At 56.9% G+C, this 16,935-nt stretch carries 18 protein-coding genes and 1 pseudogene; 14 read left to right on the forward strand and 5 right to left on the reverse strand.

Annotation, left to right across the window (positions count from 1 at the left end; all coding sequences use genetic code 11):
- Positions 1-151 precede the first annotated feature (151 nt).
- From SR908_RS04815 to SR908_RS04845, 7 genes are all read left to right on the forward strand, one after another.
- Positions 152-973 carry a DUF1338 domain-containing protein gene (locus SR908_RS04815; protein ID WP_246919664.1) on the forward strand — a complete coding sequence of 274 codons (822 nt, stop codon included), beginning with the start codon at positions 152-154 and terminating at the stop codon, positions 971-973.
- A gap of 2 nt (positions 974-975) precedes the next feature.
- Positions 976-1,968, forward strand: coding sequence for a succinylglutamate desuccinylase (locus tag SR908_RS04820; RefSeq protein WP_246919661.1), 993 nt, complete (start codon positions 976-978; stop codon positions 1,966-1,968).
- A 290-nt stretch (positions 1,969-2,258) separates the two neighbouring features.
- The gene (locus SR908_RS04825) at positions 2,259-3,029 is read left to right on the forward strand and encodes an ABC transporter ATP-binding protein (protein ID WP_075368233.1); all 771 of its coding nucleotides are present in this window, start codon (positions 2,259-2,261) and stop codon (positions 3,027-3,029) included.
- Positions 3,030-3,050: 21 nt separating this feature from the next.
- On the forward strand, positions 3,051-3,767 hold the full coding sequence (locus SR908_RS04830; protein ID WP_246919658.1) for an ABC transporter permease: 717 nt from the start codon (positions 3,051-3,053) through the stop codon (positions 3,765-3,767).
- Entirely contained in the window at positions 3,755-4,486 is a 732-nt protein-coding gene (locus SR908_RS04835) for an ABC transporter permease (RefSeq protein ID WP_246919656.1), read from the forward strand. Before SR908_RS04830 ends, SR908_RS04835 begins: the two co-directional genes overlap by 13 nt.
- Before the next feature lie 76 nt (positions 4,487-4,562).
- Positions 4,563-5,357, forward strand: a complete 795-nt coding sequence (locus SR908_RS04840) for a transporter substrate-binding domain-containing protein (RefSeq protein ID WP_246919654.1) — start codon at positions 4,563-4,565, stop codon at positions 5,355-5,357.
- Positions 5,358-5,403: 46 nt separating this feature from the next.
- Positions 5,404-6,522 (forward strand): succinylglutamate desuccinylase/aspartoacylase family protein, encoded by a 1,119-nt coding sequence (locus tag SR908_RS04845; RefSeq protein WP_246919651.1) that lies wholly within the window; start codon positions 5,404-5,406, stop codon positions 6,520-6,522.
- An 83-nt stretch (positions 6,523-6,605) separates the two neighbouring features.
- Here SR908_RS04845 and SR908_RS04850 read toward each other — a convergent pair whose 3' ends face one another.
- Complete coding sequence (locus SR908_RS04850) at positions 6,606-7,127, reverse strand: bactofilin family protein (protein WP_246919648.1); 522 nt, start codon at positions 7,125-7,127, stop codon at positions 6,606-6,608.
- A 196-nt stretch (positions 7,128-7,323) separates the two neighbouring features.
- Here SR908_RS04850 and SR908_RS04855 point away from each other — a divergent pair, with 196 nt between their 5' ends.
- The 4 genes from SR908_RS04855 to SR908_RS04870 all read left to right on the forward strand — a co-directional run bounded on the left by SR908_RS04855 (position 7,324) and on the right by SR908_RS04870 (position 11,127).
- Positions 7,324-7,899: a bactofilin family protein gene (locus SR908_RS04855; RefSeq protein ID WP_246919646.1), complete on the forward strand. Its 576-nt coding sequence runs from the start codon at positions 7,324-7,326 to the stop codon at positions 7,897-7,899.
- A 515-nt stretch (positions 7,900-8,414) separates the two neighbouring features.
- Positions 8,415-9,461, forward strand: a complete 1,047-nt coding sequence (locus SR908_RS04860) for a DUF262 domain-containing protein (RefSeq protein WP_246919643.1) — start codon at positions 8,415-8,417, stop codon at positions 9,459-9,461.
- The gene (locus SR908_RS04865) at positions 9,458-10,042 is read left to right on the forward strand and encodes a HEPN domain-containing protein (RefSeq protein WP_246919640.1); all 585 of its coding nucleotides are present in this window, start codon (positions 9,458-9,460) and stop codon (positions 10,040-10,042) included. The genes SR908_RS04860 and SR908_RS04865 overlap by 4 nt, the downstream gene beginning before the upstream one ends.
- A 92-nt stretch (positions 10,043-10,134) precedes the next feature.
- A complete protein-coding gene (locus SR908_RS04870; RefSeq protein ID WP_246919637.1) occupies positions 10,135-11,127 on the forward strand; it encodes a DUF3644 domain-containing protein in 993 nt (330 codons plus the stop codon).
- Positions 11,128-11,174: 47 nt separating this feature from the next.
- Here SR908_RS04870 and SR908_RS04875 read toward each other — a convergent pair.
- A pseudogene (locus SR908_RS04875) lies at positions 11,175-11,976 on the reverse strand (IS5 family transposase).
- A gap of 347 nt (positions 11,977-12,323) precedes the next feature.
- Between SR908_RS04875 and SR908_RS04880 the strand changes: the two are divergent.
- Complete coding sequence (locus SR908_RS04880) at positions 12,324-12,635, forward strand: cupin domain-containing protein (RefSeq protein ID WP_246919635.1); 312 nt, start codon at positions 12,324-12,326, stop codon at positions 12,633-12,635.
- Between the two features lie 85 nt (positions 12,636-12,720).
- On the opposite strand, the gene SR908_RS04885 is transcribed toward SR908_RS04880, so the two are convergent.
- Together SR908_RS04885 and SR908_RS04890 are read right to left on the reverse strand one after the other, a co-directional pair.
- Positions 12,721-12,987: a BrnA antitoxin family protein gene (locus SR908_RS04885; protein WP_075368248.1), complete on the reverse strand. Its 267-nt coding sequence runs from the start codon at positions 12,985-12,987 to the stop codon at positions 12,721-12,723.
- Complete coding sequence (locus tag SR908_RS04890) at positions 12,962-13,273, reverse strand: BrnT family toxin (protein WP_246919632.1); 312 nt, start codon at positions 13,271-13,273, stop codon at positions 12,962-12,964. Before SR908_RS04890 ends, SR908_RS04885 begins: the two co-directional genes overlap by 26 nt.
- A gap of 207 nt (positions 13,274-13,480) precedes the next feature.
- On the opposite strand from SR908_RS04890, the gene SR908_RS04895 reads away from it, so the two are divergent.
- Positions 13,481-14,248: an ABC transporter substrate-binding protein gene (locus SR908_RS04895; RefSeq protein ID WP_246919629.1), complete on the forward strand. Its 768-nt coding sequence runs from the start codon at positions 13,481-13,483 to the stop codon at positions 14,246-14,248.
- A gap of 73 nt (positions 14,249-14,321) precedes the next feature.
- Here the strand turns inward: SR908_RS04895 and SR908_RS04900 are convergent, their stop codons facing one another.
- Positions 14,322-15,425 carry an AbrB family transcriptional regulator gene (locus tag SR908_RS04900; protein WP_246919626.1) on the reverse strand — a complete coding sequence of 368 codons (1,104 nt, stop codon included), beginning with the start codon at positions 15,423-15,425 and terminating at the stop codon, positions 14,322-14,324.
- Positions 15,426-15,570: 145 nt separating this feature from the next.
- Here SR908_RS04900 and SR908_RS04905 point away from each other — a divergent pair, with 145 nt between their 5' ends.
- Entirely contained in the window at positions 15,571-16,935 is a 1,365-nt protein-coding gene (locus tag SR908_RS04905; RefSeq protein ID WP_322527387.1) for a DNA-3-methyladenine glycosylase 2 family protein, read from the forward strand.

Raw genomic sequence — 16,935 nt, forward strand, 5'->3', positions numbered from 1 at the left:
CCTCCCCTCTTGTGGTCGTGCGAGCGGCTCGTAATGTAGAGCTATCGACGACGCTAATGGCGTATTAGCAATACTTTCAGTCACGACTCGTCCGCTCGCGGAGCTTGCAACCAACACCGCGAACCTCACAACAACACAGTAGGCGCACGACATGACCAACCAAGAAGTCTTCGCCCAGTTATGGGATGACTACGTCGCCATGACGCCCCAGGCGCAGCGCATTCACGATGCCTTTCTGGCCGACGGCGAAACGATCATCAACGACCACGTCGCGTTTCGCACCTTCGACCGGGGCCCCATCCGACTGGAAGCACTCGAACCGCATCTATTGGCGATGGGCTACACCCGCTTCGCCCCCTACGAGTTCGAGGCCAAGAAGCTGCGCGCCTTCGGCTATCTACCGCCCAGCGACGATCAGCCACGCGTATTCCTCTCCGAGCTCAAGTGCGACGAGCTTTCTGCCCAGGCACAGGACAGCATCGATGCGCTGATCGAACAGATCGATCCACGCCACGTTGCCTCGCCCGAGGTACTCTGGGCCGGCCGATTGTGGGCAGCACCGAGCTTCGAGACCTACGAGCAGTTGATGGCGGAAAGCGAATACGCCGCCTGGCTATCGATCATTGGCCTGCGTGCCAATCATTTCACGATCAGCGTCAATCGCTTCACGCAGTACGACACGCTGGAAAAGGTCCTCGCGAAGGTCGAAGCGCTGGGCATCGGGATCAATGAATCCGGCGGCCGCATCAAGGGCTCGCCCGAGGTCCTGCTCGAACAAGGCTCGACGCTGGCCGACCGCCAGCCGTTCACCTTCGCTGGCGGCCAGACCGAAGAGATTCCGACCTGCTACTACGAGTTCGCCAAGCGCTATCACGATGACGACGGCCAGCTTTATCAAGGCTTCGTCGCCGCCAGCGCGGACAAGATCTTCGAATCCACCGATGTGCGCGGCGAGCGCTCCGCGGAGCGTTGAACATGCTCGACGAGTGGCTCGCTTCGAGTCTCGACGCTGACCCCGTCGAGCCGCGCGAAGGACGGGAAGGAAAGGTCCCCGGCGGGCGCTATCGCCTGCACGCGCCGGGCATACTCGAACTGCTCCCCGATGAACTCGCCCCCGAGGCACAGGCCTGCGTCGTCTCGGTGGGCATCCACGGCAACGAGACCGCGCCCATCGAGCTCGTCGGCGCATGGCTGGCGCGTCTCGAGGCCGGTCAACTCAGACTCGGCGCGCCAGTACTGGTGATTCTCGGCAACCTCGAGGCGATTCGTCAGGGCACGCGCTTTTGCACCACCAACCTCAATCGCCTGTTCCAGCGAGGCCTGGACATGGAAGGCGACGAGCCTGATCGCGCCCGCGAGCTGATGGCCGTCGTGGATGCCTTCTTCGCGCGCCATGCCCTATCGCGCGTGCACTACGACATGCATACCGCGATTCGCGACAGCCGCTATCCACGTTTCGCCGTCGAGCCGTTCGCCGAATCCGAGACCGATCCCGCGCAATGGCATGGGCTGGCCGCCGCCGGCATGCAGGCGGCCTTGCATCAGCACCGCCATAGCTGGACTTTCTCGCATTATTCCAAGCATTATCACGCCGCGCAGGCGTTTACGCTGGAGCTCGGCAAGGTGCGTCCCTTCGGGGAAAACGACCTCGACGCGCTGGCGGGAATGCTCACACTGCTCGAAGCATTGCTCGAGGGCCGTCAGATGCCATCGGGAAATCTCGAGGATGTGCGTTTTTTCAGAGTCGTCAGCGAGCTGATGCGCCAGTCGCAGGACTTCGCGCTGTGTTTCTCCGAGGAAACACCCAACTTCAGCGAGTTCGCCGTGGGCACCCGTCTCGCGCATGATGGTCAAGCAGGCGATACCGTCGTCGAAGAAGCGCCGGTGGCGGTGGTGTTCCCCAATGCCCAGGTGGAGCTCGGCGCACGCGCGGCGCTACTGGTGCGCGCGTGCCCACCACCGACATGACCTAACGTTTCCCCAACCCAGTTCCCGCCGCCGTGCGCTACGTGGGCGGGAGGATGTAGCACAATGACAACAATGACAGGACGATTTTCATGCACCAGACGACGCACTCATACGACAAACGTCGTATCATCGGCCGCCAAATCGAGCCTGCTCGGTCGCCCGCGGCCTGCTAGAATCGCTCCCTTTTTGCGCTAGCGCTAGCTGCCCTAGGTCGCCATACCGCGCTCACTGGCTTCTTCATCGCCGCCCGGTGTGCCGACCGTGACTTACCGCCACGTTTGGAGCTTTTCATGGCTGATACGCCCATTCCCCTCGAAGTGCGAGACATCACCAAGCGCTTCGGTGACACCGAAGTCCTCAAGGGACTCTCTCTCACCGCCCACAAGGGTGACGTGATCACGTTGATCGGCGCCTCCGGTTCCGGCAAGAGTACCTTCCTGCGCTGCATGAATCTGCTCGAACAACCCAATGAAGGCGAGTTGATCGTGCATGGCGAGAACATCGCCTTCAAAACCACGCGTCGTGGCCGCGAGCCGGTCGACTGGAAACAGGTCGAGCGCATTCGCGCCAAGCTTTCGATGGTGTTCCAGAGCTTCAACCTCTGGGCTCACATGACACTGCTGGAAAACGTCACCGAAGCGCCGATTCACGTGCTCGGCAAGTCGAAGCGCGAAGCCATCGCACACGCCCGCGAACTGCTTGACCGTGTGGGGCTGCTCGATCACGCCGACTACTATCCAGCGCAAATGTCAGGCGGCCAGCAACAGCGTGGCGCCATCGCCCGCGCACTGGCCATGGACCCGGAAGTGATGCTGTTCGATGAGCCGACCTCGGCGCTCGACCCCGAACTCGTCGGCGATGTACTCAAGGTCATGCGCGACCTCGCCGAAGAGGGACGCACCATGATCGTGGTGACCCACGAGATGAGCTTCGCCCGCGATGTTTCCTCGCAAGTGATCTACCTGCATCAGGGCATGGTCGAGGAAATCGGTCCGCCGAAAGAGGTCCTCGACAACCCGCAGTCGGACCGCCTCAAGCAGTTCCTGGCTCCGAAGCACTGACGCCCGACGGGAGAAAATCGCATGATCGACCTGCAGGGCTACGGCCCCCGGCTTCTCGAAGGCGCCCTGGTCACCTTGGAAGTAGCTTTGCTGTCGTTGTTGCTGGCCTTGATCCTCGGCCTGCTCACCGCCAGCGCCAAGCTGTCACGCCACTGGTTGTTCCATCGCATCGCCACGCTCTACACCACGCTCATTCGCGGGGTGCCCGACCTCGTCTTGATGATGCTGCTGTTCTTCGGCGGCCAGATAGGCGTCAATATGTTCACCGACTGGCTCTACTACCAGTTCGATGTGGATATCTTCATCAACATCAATGAATTCATCGCCGGCGTCGTGACCATCGGCTTCATCTTCGGCGCCTACATGGGCGAAACGTTTCGTGGCGCCTTTCTTGCGGTGGAACACGGCCAGATCGAGGCCGGACGTGCCTACGGGATGTCCAACCGGCTCATTTTCCGGCGCATCCAATTTCCGCAGATGATGCGTCACGCCCTTCCCGGGCTGGGCAACAACTGGATGGTACTGCTCAAGACCACCGCCCTGGTCTCGGTGATCGGTCTTTCCGACATGGTGCGCATCGCCGCCGAAGCGACCAAGGCCACACATGAACCGTTCCTGTTCATGATTCCGGTGGCCGTGATCTACCTATTGATCGCCAGTGTCTCGGAATGGGTCGTCGCGCGGCTGCAAAAACACTATAACGTCGGTTTCGGGGAGGCAGACGAATGGAACAACTAAACGCCTGGTTCACCGAACTACTTTCGGGCAACGCCATCTTCACGGCTAATACGCTCGGCTACTACCTCGATGGGCTGGGCAGCACCGTGCGCCTGGTATTTCTGTCTCTGATCATCGGATTGGTGCTGGCGGTACCGCTCGCCATCGCACGGGGCTCGCGTCGCAAGTGGATCAAGTGGCCCGTGTTCCTCTACACCTATGTGTTTCGTGGCACCCCCCTGTTGATCCAGCTGTACCTGATCTACTACGGCGTGGTGTTCATCGAAGGCATTCAGGACACCTTCTTGTGGGCGATCCTCAAGGACGCCTTCTACCCGGCGCTGATCGCCTTCACGCTCAACACCGCCGCCTATACCACCGAGATCTTCCACGGCGCGATCAAGGCCACGCCACGCGGCGATATCGAGTCGGCACGCGCCTATGGCATGTCACGCGCCTTGATGATGCGGCGCATCATCATGCCCAGCGCCTTCCGACGCGCCCTGCCGGCTTACGGCAACGAGGTGATCTTCATGCTCCACGCCAGCGCCATCGCCAGCGTGGTCACGATCATGGACCTCACCGGGGCCGCACGGTTCGTCTATGCACGCTTCTACGCGCCCTTCGACGCCTTCCTCTTCGTGGCGGCGATTTACCTGTGCCTGACCTTCGCCATCCTGTATCTCTTCCGCTACCTGGAAAAGAAACTCCTGGCGCATCTCAAACCGATCAACGGGTGACATCCGGCCTGCCGCGGCCCACGTCATGGCACGCGGCAGGCCACGCCCTCCGAACGACATCCCAATGAGGCTTACCATGAAAAAGCTCCTGGCGCTGACTCTTCTAGGCGTGGTCATGACGACCGCCACCGCTCAGGCACGCGATACCGACGAAGTACGCCTGGCCATCGACGTGCCTTACGAACCCTTTGTGTATCGCACACCGGCAGGCGAGCTGGAAGGTTTCGAGATCGATCTCGGCAACGAACTGTGCAAACGCGCCAACCTCGACTGCACCTGGGTCGAGCAATCTTGGGACGGCATCATCCCCGGCCTGCTCTCGCGCAAATACGACGCCATTCTCTCCTCGATGGCCATCACGCCCGAGCGTGAAAACCAGGTGCTGTTTTCGATCCCCTACTACAACACCCCCAGCGTCTGGATCACGCGCCGTGATCGCGACATCGACATCAACGACAAGGACGCACTCGAAGGGCTCAGCGTCGGCGTGCAGCGCGGCACCATCCGCGATAGTTATGTCACGCAAATGTACGGCGACACCCTCGATATCCGCCGCTATTCATCCTCCCAGGACGTCGCCAATGACCTGGTCTCTGGCCGCCTGGACTTGTCCTTCGAGGACTATCCCCTCGCCGTGGATACCTTCCACTTCAAGGATGACGACAGCGAATTCAAGAAGATCGGCGAGAGCATCAAGAAGCCCGTCTCGATCTTCGGCAAAGGCGCTGCCATGGCGTTTCGCAAGCGCGACCGGGAACTCGCGGAGAAATTCAATCAGGCCATTCGTGACGTCTATGCCGACGGCACCTACGAAAAGCTGATGAAGCAATACTTCGACTACGACCTATCGCTGCCCGTCGGCGAAAAATGACCGTTTGCCGGCGGCAAAACGCCGCCGGCATTCACGAGGACACCCCATGCAGCACCATACCCACCCTTTGCTTAGCCCCGTCCCCGGCACTCAGCGCAACCTGGAGAGTTTTCACTTCGGGTCCGCCGAGGCGGAAAAGCGTGTCTACATTCAAGGCTCGCTGCATGCCGATGAACTCCCCGGCATGCTGGTCGCCTGGACACTCAAGCAGCGCCTGAAAGCACTGGAAGAAGCCGGACAGCTCAAGGCGCACGTCATCGTGGTACCGGTCGCCAACCCTATCGGGCTCGATCAGCAACTGATGGACATCCCACTGGGGCGCTACGATTTCGAGAGCGTCAGCAACTTCAACCGGGGCTATCGCGATGTCACCGAGCGCATCGCCGAAGGGCTGGAAAGCGCGCTGACGCAGGATGCCGAACACAACCGGGCCGAAATACGTCGGCGCTTCATCGCCGCCCTCGATGAACAGCCGGCCACCACGGCCTACGAGTCTCTGCACCTGACGCAGCAACGCCTGGCCTGCGACGCGGATTTCATTCTCGACCTGCACTGCGATTTCAACGCCGTCGAGCACCTCTACACCACCCCGGCGGCATGGCCCGACTTCGAGCCCCTGGCGCGTTATTTCGGCGCCAAGGCCAGCATGCTCGCCACCGACTCCGGCGGCGGCTCGTTCGACGAGTGCTTCACCCTGGTCTGGGAGCAACTGCGCGAGCGCTTCGGCGACCGCTATCCGATCCCCTACGGCAGCCAATCGATCACGCTCGAGCTACGCGGCCAACAGGATGTCGCCCGCGACATCGCCGAACGCGATGCCGAGGCGATTCTCGACTGGATGCGTTACCACGCCCTGATCGACGGCGAGGCACCGCCCCTGCCGGCACTGCCGTATCCCGCCACCGAGCTCGCCGCCATGGACTTCCTGCGCGCCCCCGCGGGCGGCGTCGTGGTCTTCCACCGCACGCCGGGGGAAGAAGTCAAAAGCGGCGACCTGATCGCCGAGATCATCGACCCCATCAGCGACGCCGTACACCCCGTGTGCGCCGAGCAAGACGGCATGTTCTACGCCCGCACCCAGCGCCGCATGGCCACCGCCGGCATGATCGTCGCCGACGTCGCCGGCCACCACGCACACCGCAGCGGCTACCTGCTCGCGCCTTGAAATAGGGCTGACCCTCGAATGTAAAAGCAAGACAGCAACAGCAAAAGTAGCGACGGCAAAAAGGTGCGGTTACAGATAGAGCATCATTTAACACTCGATTGTAGCCAGGCCCCGCTTTCACATTTCAGGCGTTTTGCGTCAATGCTGCCGCTTACATGTGCACTGGAGAGCACGATGGCTTGATCCGTGGCCACGAGCTGGCCGGTGACACTGCCGGCAACGCAAATCGTACGCGCCTCGACACGCGGAGATACGCTACCCGCTTCGTTGATCATGACAGAGTGCTCCCAGGCCGTGACATGGCCTACGATGGCGCCACTGATGACCAGCGCTTCATGAGCACTCACATCACCGTCGATACGCAGCGTCGAACCAATCAGGCTTCCGCCGGACGCGGGCAAACCTTGGGTGGTCTCTGTCGGTGGGAATGTCGGTAAATCAACCTTGGCTGGATTTTGCGGCTGATTCGGTAGGTTGGGGGCTTCTGTGGAGGGAGGGCATTGTCGCTGTTGCAGACGCCAGGAAGACGGCTGGGCTGTGGAGGCACGATTTTTGATACGCCTCTTGCCGTCCAACACAATGATGATGAGCGCTATCAAGCTCAAGACGAAAAATACATCCCCGCCCCCCATAATTGCCCCTTGACCAGCATAGAATGCGCAAGTATAGGCAGGTTTCTACACACTGAGAAAACACGACTAACAGGTCTTTTCGTCAGCTACTCATCCTTTTGATCTCAAGCCGACAAGGCAACATTTCCTGATACCGTCGTTTTTACTTACCCGACTCGGACCTACCCCTATGTTCAGCAAGCACAAACCCGACAGTGTTCCTGCCGACCATACGGTGTCGCCTCCCGCCTCACCCAAAAGTACCGCCCAAGCAGACGTGCCACGAGACAAGACCGGGCGATCCGCTATCATCGGCGCCCAAACCAGCATTACAGGTAACGTCATCGGTGAGGAAGAACTGGTTATCGATGGCCAAGTAACGGGCACTGTAGAGTTCAAGCACAACATGGTCAGCATCGGCAATGCCGGCCGTGTGGAAGGGGATATCTATGCCCAAACGCTACACGTAGCAGGGCATGTCGAAGGCCGACTGATCGCCTCTCACAAGATTTCTATCCATCATACGGCATATATCGTTGGGACCATCATCACCCCTTGCCTGGTGCTGGAAGACGGCGCCGTCTTTCAGGGCAGCATCGATATGGACGCCGAGAACGAAGTCCTGCTCTCTGCATTTGAAGGAGAGGTCGACAAGTCGACGCCTCATCACGCCCAGGACCAGGAAGACGCGGTGGATGATTTTGATGAAGCCGACGAGACAACGCCGTCCACTGAGGAAGACATATATCACGAGGATAAACCTTGAACATTTACCTCCGCGCAGCAATCGCCACCAACAACGGGTAGCCCACGCTGCCCGTTGTTTTGCAAGTAAGCCAGCACTCACCCCCCCCCCCTCGCCCATCGATAACAACACGCCCTTACCAAGCTACGAACTGCATCGATAAGTGACGCCTTATCCGCTTTGCTGACAGCCCCCATCCCGCCTAGCATGAATCTCTAAGGTCGCTTAGACGGCTCGACAAATAACCGATACGCACGGGACTACCGCATCAACACGATATGCAGTGGCCTTGGCGGTAGCGTGTCTGATGACCGTACCCGACGCCCCAAGCGTGACGGAAACCGTCAAAAGCAGCAGGCACGCGAATTTTGCATAACGCGCCGAATTATTTTAGCATCATTTAAAATCAATGGGTTAGATGCAAAACTGCAGGCTAGATAAGATGTATAAAACGCGCGCGCTCGTTCAAGTGGCAAAACGAGCGCGCTAGCTAACACCTGTTATAAAAACTCAGAAAACTAGGAGTTTGATAGAAAATGGAAGATGCCAATAATGTAAAAACACTAAATCTGTATCCGATTGACTATCCGTTTGAGACTCTTGTAGCAAGGATAAATACTAACCCTCCCAAGCTCGTTCTGGATCCGGAATTTCAGCGAAAGTATAAATGGGATAAAGAAGGCTGGGTACGAGCTTCTAGGTTTATAGAATCATGTTTAATGAGAATACCTCTACCCTCCTGCTACTTTGCAGAAGACGAAGGCGGTAAGCATTTCGTGATCGATGGAGTTCAGCGTTTAACAACAATTCAGCGCTATCTAAACGATGAATTTGCTTTAGAAGGCCTCACAGCCTTTAAGGAACTTGAAGGGAAACGGTTTTCTGAAATTGGAGATTTCCAGGCAGAATTGGAATCGACAACCATAAGGTGCATCGTATTAAGAAAAGAGAACCCTAGATATCTTGTTAGGGAAATATTTTCCAGGCTAAACCAAGGTGCAGTTAAACTTTCCGATCAAGAAATACGACACGCAGTATATCCTGGCAGCCTCGACAAACTTCTGGGTGAGCTTTCTCAGACACCATTGATAGAAAGATTTGGCTTGGCTGAGAGTTCTGAAAAAGTAAAAGATAGCAGAGAACCAGAAGAACAGGTGTTGCGATTCTTAGCCTTCAAAGACGATATAGAGTTAGAAACCTTCGAAGGAAGCTTAAGAAAATTTCTTGATGACTATATGGAAGAGAACTCTGAGAATAGCGATCAATGGGTTGATGAGCAACGCAAAGTATTCCAGCATGCCCTTTCCAATTGTGAACTCGTTTTCGGGGACGACGTTTTTACAAATCCAGCTGCAAAAAAACGACGAAAAGGGTTGGTGCACTATGACTTGTTGATGCCTACAGCCGGTCTGTTGAATAGAGATGTTGTCGAAAATAAAGCTGAAAACATACGTAATGCTTACGAAGAGCTCTGCAGATCTGAGGATTTTAGGAGAACGCTCTCAGGAGGCCTTCAAAATAAGTCATCGATTATTAGACGCCGTGAGCTCTGGTCAGAACTGTTAGAGAAAGCAGTCGCATGAAGTACGAAGAGATATTCCAACAGTATAGAGGGTTGTTGTCGGACTTAAAAGTAATCGTCCGAGAATCAGAACTTCGAGTTATCTCTGACGAAGCAGACCCTTTATTTTTGAATAACGTTAACTATTTTGTAAAATCGTACCTGATAAGCATATGCACCTACTTGGAAGCTTATCTTCAAGACGTAGCGCTAATTTGTTCTCAAGATATTAGCGACAGAGTTAAAAGTGCAAAAATACCCCAGAATTATGTGCGATGGCTCTTGAATGGCGAAATAAAGAATAAAGATATGAGCTTTGAAGACTTGGATGTAAGCCCGGACAAAAAGAAAATCTCCGATCAACTTTCAGGGAATCCTCACAAAACAATAAATATGTTTCGCTATTTGGGTGTTGAGCTTAAAAAAAGTGATGATTTCAACAACAGCAAGGATGCGGTTTCTGCGATAGTGACAAAAAGAAACAATATAATACATCATAATGACGAAGCTATGGACATATCCTTTAATGACCTCTGCCACTTTGTAGATGTGGTTTCAAGTTATATGGAGTCAATATTAGATTTGATGTGTACCAGAGAATAACTTGTATAACAAATTCATCAACGGAACCGCTTTGTTCCGCTACCGCTCCACAAACCGGTTCATTATGCAGGCGTTAGCTGCTTGGAGTAAGAATGAAGTCCCGATCTCGCCTAATGCTGGAAAAATCAATCGCCGCGATGCTTTCTGCGATTGAGATCTACAATAAGCCAGACTTCAAGTATCGCGAAGAAACGTTTTCAGTGCTCTGTGTAAATTCTTGGGAGCTGCTTCTGAAAGCGAAGCTATTAAATCTAGCGGGCAACAAATCAGCAGCTCTTTACCGCATGGAATATAAAACGCTTAAAAGCGGTAAGCGATCAAAGAACAAACACCGCAAAACTAATCGTTCAGGGAATCCGGTGTCGATTGGCCTCTTCGAGTGCTGCCGAACAATTATTCAAGAATACGGCGTGCAGATAGACAAGGCTGTTGAAGACAATCTTATAGCGTTAACTGAAGTCCGGGATAATGCCATACATTTCGTTAATGATGACTTGGCACTGGCTCTTAAGGTGCAAGAACTCGGCACCGCCGCGTTACAGAATTATCTCCACTTGGTTCAGTCGTGGTTCGGGAATGTGCTGGCCGGCTATAACTTTTATCTCATGCCAATTTCTTTCTTTCGAGACTTTAATATCGCTAAGGGAACCGCCCTTAATTCTGCAGAGAAAAAGGTTATATCTTATCTGCGGTCCGTTGAGTCGCAGTACGACGATGGTGATGAGCCGACGGAGTATAATCTTACTCTAAAAATCGATGTGCAATTTCAAAAGGGGAAAAGCACTGGGGCAATGCCAGTCCAAGTTACGGATGACAATGACGCGCCAGAGATTCAGCTAAAAGAGGAAGAAATAATCGACAAATATCCTTGGGACTATAACATTCTTACGACAAGGCTCAGCAAGCGGTATACCGACTTCAAAATAAACCAGATGTATCACGACCTGCGGAAATCTTTGGAAGACGATACAAAGTTCGCCCATCATCGTTATTTGAACCCGAAAAACCCGAAAGGTGGTAAGAAAACGTTATACAATTCCAATATACTCAAAGAGTTCGATCGATATTATAAGCGCTCCAGCTAACGAATCGCTGCAGTGGGCCATAGACTTATCCCGGTTTAGAGCGCGTTTCAAAACCTGTCTTGCAGTCGGTTAAAACAGATCAGCGAGCATCCGATCAGGGTCAGTGCATAGTGGATATCAGCTCGGCGCTCGTAGCGTGTGACTAGCCGTCTGAAGCCACTCAACCATGAGAAAGTACGCTCGACCACCCAGCGGTGACGCCCGAAACGTCGGCTGTCTTCCACGCCTCGCCGGGCAATGCGAGGCTGAATGTTCCGCCTACGACATGATCGGCGACAACGACGATGATCATAGGCCTTATCGGCGTGCAGCTTGCGAGGGCGACGGCGTGGCCGTCCTCTTGGCCCTTGAACCAAGGGGACATGATCGAGCAGTGCGGCCAGAGGCACGCTGTCATTCATGTTGGCGCCGGAGAGAAGAACCGCCAAAGGTGTCCCTCGACGATCCGTCAAAAGGTGTCGTTTGGTGCCCGGCCGCCCCCGATCCGTCGGGTTTGGGCCGATGGCCGATCCCCCTTTTTGGCTGACAGGGTGGCGCTGTCCATACAGGCCCGTGACCAATCGAGGCGGTCGGCACCATGTAGTTGTTGCAAGAGAGTCTGATGCAGTTGATCCCACACACCGGCCTGCTGCCAATCCCGCAATCGACGCCAGCAGGTCACGCCTGAACCGCATCCCATTCCTGCGGCAGCATGCGCCAAGGGATGCCCGAGCGAAGGACGAAGATAATGCCGGTCAAGGCGGCGCGGTTGGATATCGGAGGCCTGCCGCCGCGAGAATCCATTTTGGGGTCCGGCAACAGGGGCTCAACGATGGCCCATAACTCGTCGGAGACAATCTTCGAAGTCATGCTCCCAAGCTATAAACGAGGGAGCCTGTTTTCAAGGTTTTGAAACGTGCTCTTAGTGGACACGCATCGATAACTCCTGGACTTCCACCGCCCAAAGCGCTGGCGCGCTTCGGGTTCGCTCCGCAGCCTTTGACTGCTCCGATGGTAACTGAGCTTTGCCGTTAGAGCACGACTAAAAAAAGATATAGCCAAGAATAATGGAAATTGCACCTGTAGAAATGCCATTTCACAAGCGGCGGAAAAAGAGGAAAACGGCTCTGTAGGAAACGTACCTTGCAGACATTTTCGTAGCATAGTTTTTCTATGCGTTTAATAGCAGTTTTTCTCACCACCAATGGAGATAAGATGTGGAAGTAATCAGAAGCAAAGGGTTCAAGGCAGATCATGCTTGGGGTGCGAAAAATATCGCCAATATGAGTGGCATCACAACCCGCTTACATTGGACAGACCAACCTTACAAGTGGCACATCAATGATGGTGAAGAGGTGTTTGTCGTTCTTGATGGTCAAGTAGAAATGTACTATAGAAAGAGCGGCACAGAAGAATCCGTTGTCTTGCAAGTCGGTGATATTTTCTTCGCTACAGTCGGAACTGAGCATGTCGCTCATCCAATCGGCGAGGCTAGGGTATTGGTAGTTGAAAATGAAGGTAGTGTGTAACAAATAGTTACAATCGCCACTCTTTCTGTTGCGGCTTCGCTCTCACTGCAAAGCCGCGCATGCTGTGATCATTAATACCTCAGCCCTAACGACTGCCGTTCACGTCATCCGCAAGCCAAGCCTTTATCAAGGATTGATAGGGCATATCTCGCTTGTTAGCTTCGATTTTGATTCGATCAAGCAGCGTCTCGGGCAAGCGGAGTGAAATCGTCTTGGTTGAGGGCTTCAATTTTGGAAAAGACGCTTGTTTCGCCTGGCTCCAGTCCAGGTAATCGGAGGAATCGTGGGTTTCCCAGAACTCCTGTTCTTCCGCTTCGGTTTTGAACTCAGGCATCTTTTTTAGCTTGCTCATAAACACCCCTCTCTGTGCGGTGCATGTCTCGGGCCGAAATTACCCGAATCAGCGTATCGTCCTTCCTGAGTGTGAACGTGATGTGGAGCAGCCGCTCATCATCTGTTTCACCAAGGGCATGGAAACGGGCCTCGGCCTGGCTGTGCTTGGAGTCTTCCAGCACTAGAAGCGGCTCATTGAAGAAAATTGCTTCCGCTTCGGCCTGGCTAACGCCATGCTTCTCCGCATTTTTCCGGGCGTTACCCTCATCCCAGTCAAAGCCAGTAACTTTTACCCAATTGATCATAGAAGTATATTATCAACATATACAGAGGCGTCAACACATGCCAACCAGTGCAGACCTCACAGTCTTTCCCATTGCATACGCCCTTCGCCAAGCCACGCGACGCTAGGCATGGCGGCGGTGCTTCGCTATGCTGCTAGACGCGAAACTCAGGGCTGCTCACGAGGCGGCTCCATAACAACACACTGCAAATTCCGTAGAGAGCTTTCCATGAAAAAATTGCTGACCATCACCCTTCTCGGTAGCGCCTTGCTGGCTGGCAGCGCCTTCGCTCAGGACACCTTGCGTATCGGTGTCGATGTGCCTTACGAGCCGATGGAATACCGCACAGCCGACGGTGAACTCACCGGCTTCGACATCGAGCTCGGCAACGCCATCTGTGAAGAGATCGACAGGAAGTGCGAGTGGGTCGTGCAGGCGTGGGACGGCATCATTCCGGGCCTGATGGCGCGTAAGTACGACGCGATCATGTCCTCGATGACCATCAACGAAGAACGCAAGGGGACCGTGCTCTTCTCCGACCCGTACTTCCAGCCGCCCTCCGCGTGGTTCGCACCGCAAGACAGCGGTATCGACTTCCCGGCCAAGCAAACGCTCGAAGGCAAGACCATCGGGGTTCAGCGCGGCACGTTGCAGGATAACTACGTCACCGATATGTTCGGCGACGCGGCCGAAATCAGCCGTTACTCCACCGCCGACGATCTCGTCCTCGACATGGACGCCGGTCGTGTCGACATTGCGTTCCTGGACTTCCCGGTCGGTAAGTCCACCCTGCTGGATAGCGAGGAAGGCAGTTATAAAGTCGTTGGCGAGATGATCACCGAGCCCAAGAAGTACTTCGGTGAAGGCTTCGGCATTGCATTCCGCAAACGCGATCAGGAACTGGCGGACCAGTTCAACGAGGCGCTGGCGACCCTGAAGGACAACGGCACCTATCAGGAGATCTACAACAAGTATTTCGCTGAAGCGGCCAAGTAAGGCGGCGTCGAGACAACCAACGCCACGCCATGGGGGCGGCCTACGGGCCGCCCCTTTGCGTTACGGCAAACGCTCAGGACGTATTCGCGGATGGGGCGAAACGCGCAATGAAGCGCGCCATGGCAGGCCCTATTAGCACCACCGTGAAGAGCCGCAATGTCTGTAGCGCCACCACGAGACCCAAATCGGCATGCGTGTCGATGGCGATGATGGTCATCGAGTCGAGTCCGCCAGGGCTGGTCGCCAGGTAGGCGGTGATGAAGCTCGTGTCCATGAGCCCCACCATCAATAGCGCGGAAAGCGCACATAGCCCAATCAGCACTATCGACGCCATGACCATCTTGCCCAACGAGCGAGCCACGGTCGCCAGCGCGTCGCGGTCGAAACGCAGCCCCACATAGACACCGATGAAGCCGTAAGCCAGCATCAGCAAGGGCGCGGGCATCGACAGCGTCGCCCAACCGGCGAGATGCAGCACTGTGCCGATGAGCATCGGCCCCAGCAAGGCACCCGCGGGCAAGCGGCGATCACACAGCCAGACCCCGCCGACAATGACCGCCAAGGTGATCGCCAGATCAACCGTTCCGGCCAAGTTGTCAGGAAATCCGCCCCCGCTACGCGACGGCGTATCGCTCACGCCCAGCCAATGGCTCACCAGGGCACCCACGAGCACCACGCACACCACCCGCACGTATTGCATCGCCGCCACGATACGCGGGTCGGTATCTTCGCGCTCTTCGGCCATCGCCACCATTGCCGCCGCCGCGCCCGGCGTGGTCCCCCAGGCCGCGGTGCTGCCAGGAAGCCCGCCGTAACGCACCAGCACGATCCCCACCAGCAGGCTGAGCAGCAGGGTAATGGCCGTGGCCAGCAGCATCACCAGCCAGCCATCGAGGATCGTCATCAGCACGCTCATCGTCATGGCATGCGCGATCAAGACGCCGACCGTGCCCTGCCCTAACTTGAAGCAGCGTCTCGGCAGGCGCAGACCGCTGCCGCCGATACCGAAGGCGATGCCCACCAGCATCGGACCGATAAAACCACCCGCCGGCATGTGCCAGTAATTGAGCACGCCACTCGCCACGCAGCACGCCACGAACAGAGCCAACCACAGCCCGGCACGGTGCATGCGGGGAGACGACGGTCGAGAAGGCGCAGGAGTCGGGGAAGGGGCCAAAGAGATGCTCCACAAAAGAGAGGCATTATAGCAAGCTAAGGGTTTTCCGCGAGACCGCCGCCGCGTATATCACTGCCGAATCCGGCGAGTCCGGTGCCGTCAGCGCGTTACACTGGTAGCGTTGCCGCTTCGAGGAATCCCCATCATGCTGCTCGATCCCGACCGCTGCCGCGTGGCCCGTTTATCGCGGGATGCTCGCTTCGATGGGCGCTTCTTCGTCGGCGTGACTACGACCGGTATCTACTGCCGCCCGATCTGCCCTGCCCGGCCGCCGCGTGATGACAATGTGCGTTATTTCCCCAGCGCTGTAAGCGCCGCCCAGGCGGGGTTTCGCCCTTGTCTGCGCTGCCGCCCGGACAGCGCCCCGGAATCGCCCGCCTGGCATGGCAATCACACCACGCTACGCCGCGCCTTGCGGCTGATCGATGAAGGCGCCCTGAGCCAAGCCTCGCTGGGCGCGCTGTGCGACCGCCTCGGCATCGGCGAGCGCTACCTGCGTCTGCTTTTCAAGCAGCACCTGGGCGTCTCGCCCAAGGCCTACGCCCTGCATCGCCAGTGCCTGTTCGCCAAGCAGTTGCTGCACCAGAGCGCGCTGCCGGTGGCCGATATCGCCTACGCCAGCGGCTTCACCAGCCTGCGTCGCTTCAACGATGCGTTCCGTCGCCAAGTGGGACACGCACCGCGCGAGTTGCGGCGCACGCCCCGGCTTCCCAGCGAGAACCTCTCACTGACGCTGGCTTATCGCCCGCCTTACGCCTGGGAATGGCTGCGTGACTTCCTCGCCGTACGGCGGATCGACACACTGGAATGGGGAGACGCGCATCGCTACGGTCGTTACATTCAGTGGGGGGCGGCACGCGGCCACTTCACGGCCGAGCACATGCCCGACCAGCATTGTTTTCGTGTCACGCTGAATCTCGACGACCTAGGGGCACTCTCGCCGGTGGTACGCAACATCCGCCGTGTGCTCGACCTGGACGCCGACACGGCTCTGATCGAGGCCCAACTGCAAAAGATGCTCCCGGAGACGTTTTCCCTCGTCGAGGGCCTGCGCTTACCCGGCCTGTGGAGTCCTTTTGAGGCCGGTATTCGCGCGGTTCTCGGCCAGCAGGTCTCGATCTCGGCGGCGCGCGGGCATACGACTCGTCTGGTCGAGGCGCTCGGCGAACCCACCGCCGAGGGCGGGCGCCACTTCCCCACGGCTGCGCAGGTCGCCGCCAGCGATCTCACGTTTCTGCGCATGCCCCAGGCGCGCCGCGACTGTCTGCGTGGCCTGGCGCACGCCGCATGCGAGCAGCGGCTCGACGACGACCCTCGCTGCTGGACCACACTCAAAGGCATCGGCTCCTGGAGTGCCGATTACGCCGCCTTGCGCGGCACCAGCCATCCCGATATCTGGCTCGGCGGCGACCTGGGCGTCAAGAGGGCCCTGACGTCTCTGGACGCGATCGAGCCGGATCTTGCCGCGCCGTGGCGCAGTTATCTCACCCTGCAACTCTGGAGTCGCTGA

The organism is Chromohalobacter canadensis (genome assembly GCF_034479555.1).
Taxonomy (GTDB): domain Bacteria; phylum Pseudomonadota; class Gammaproteobacteria; order Pseudomonadales; family Halomonadaceae; genus Chromohalobacter; species Chromohalobacter canadensis.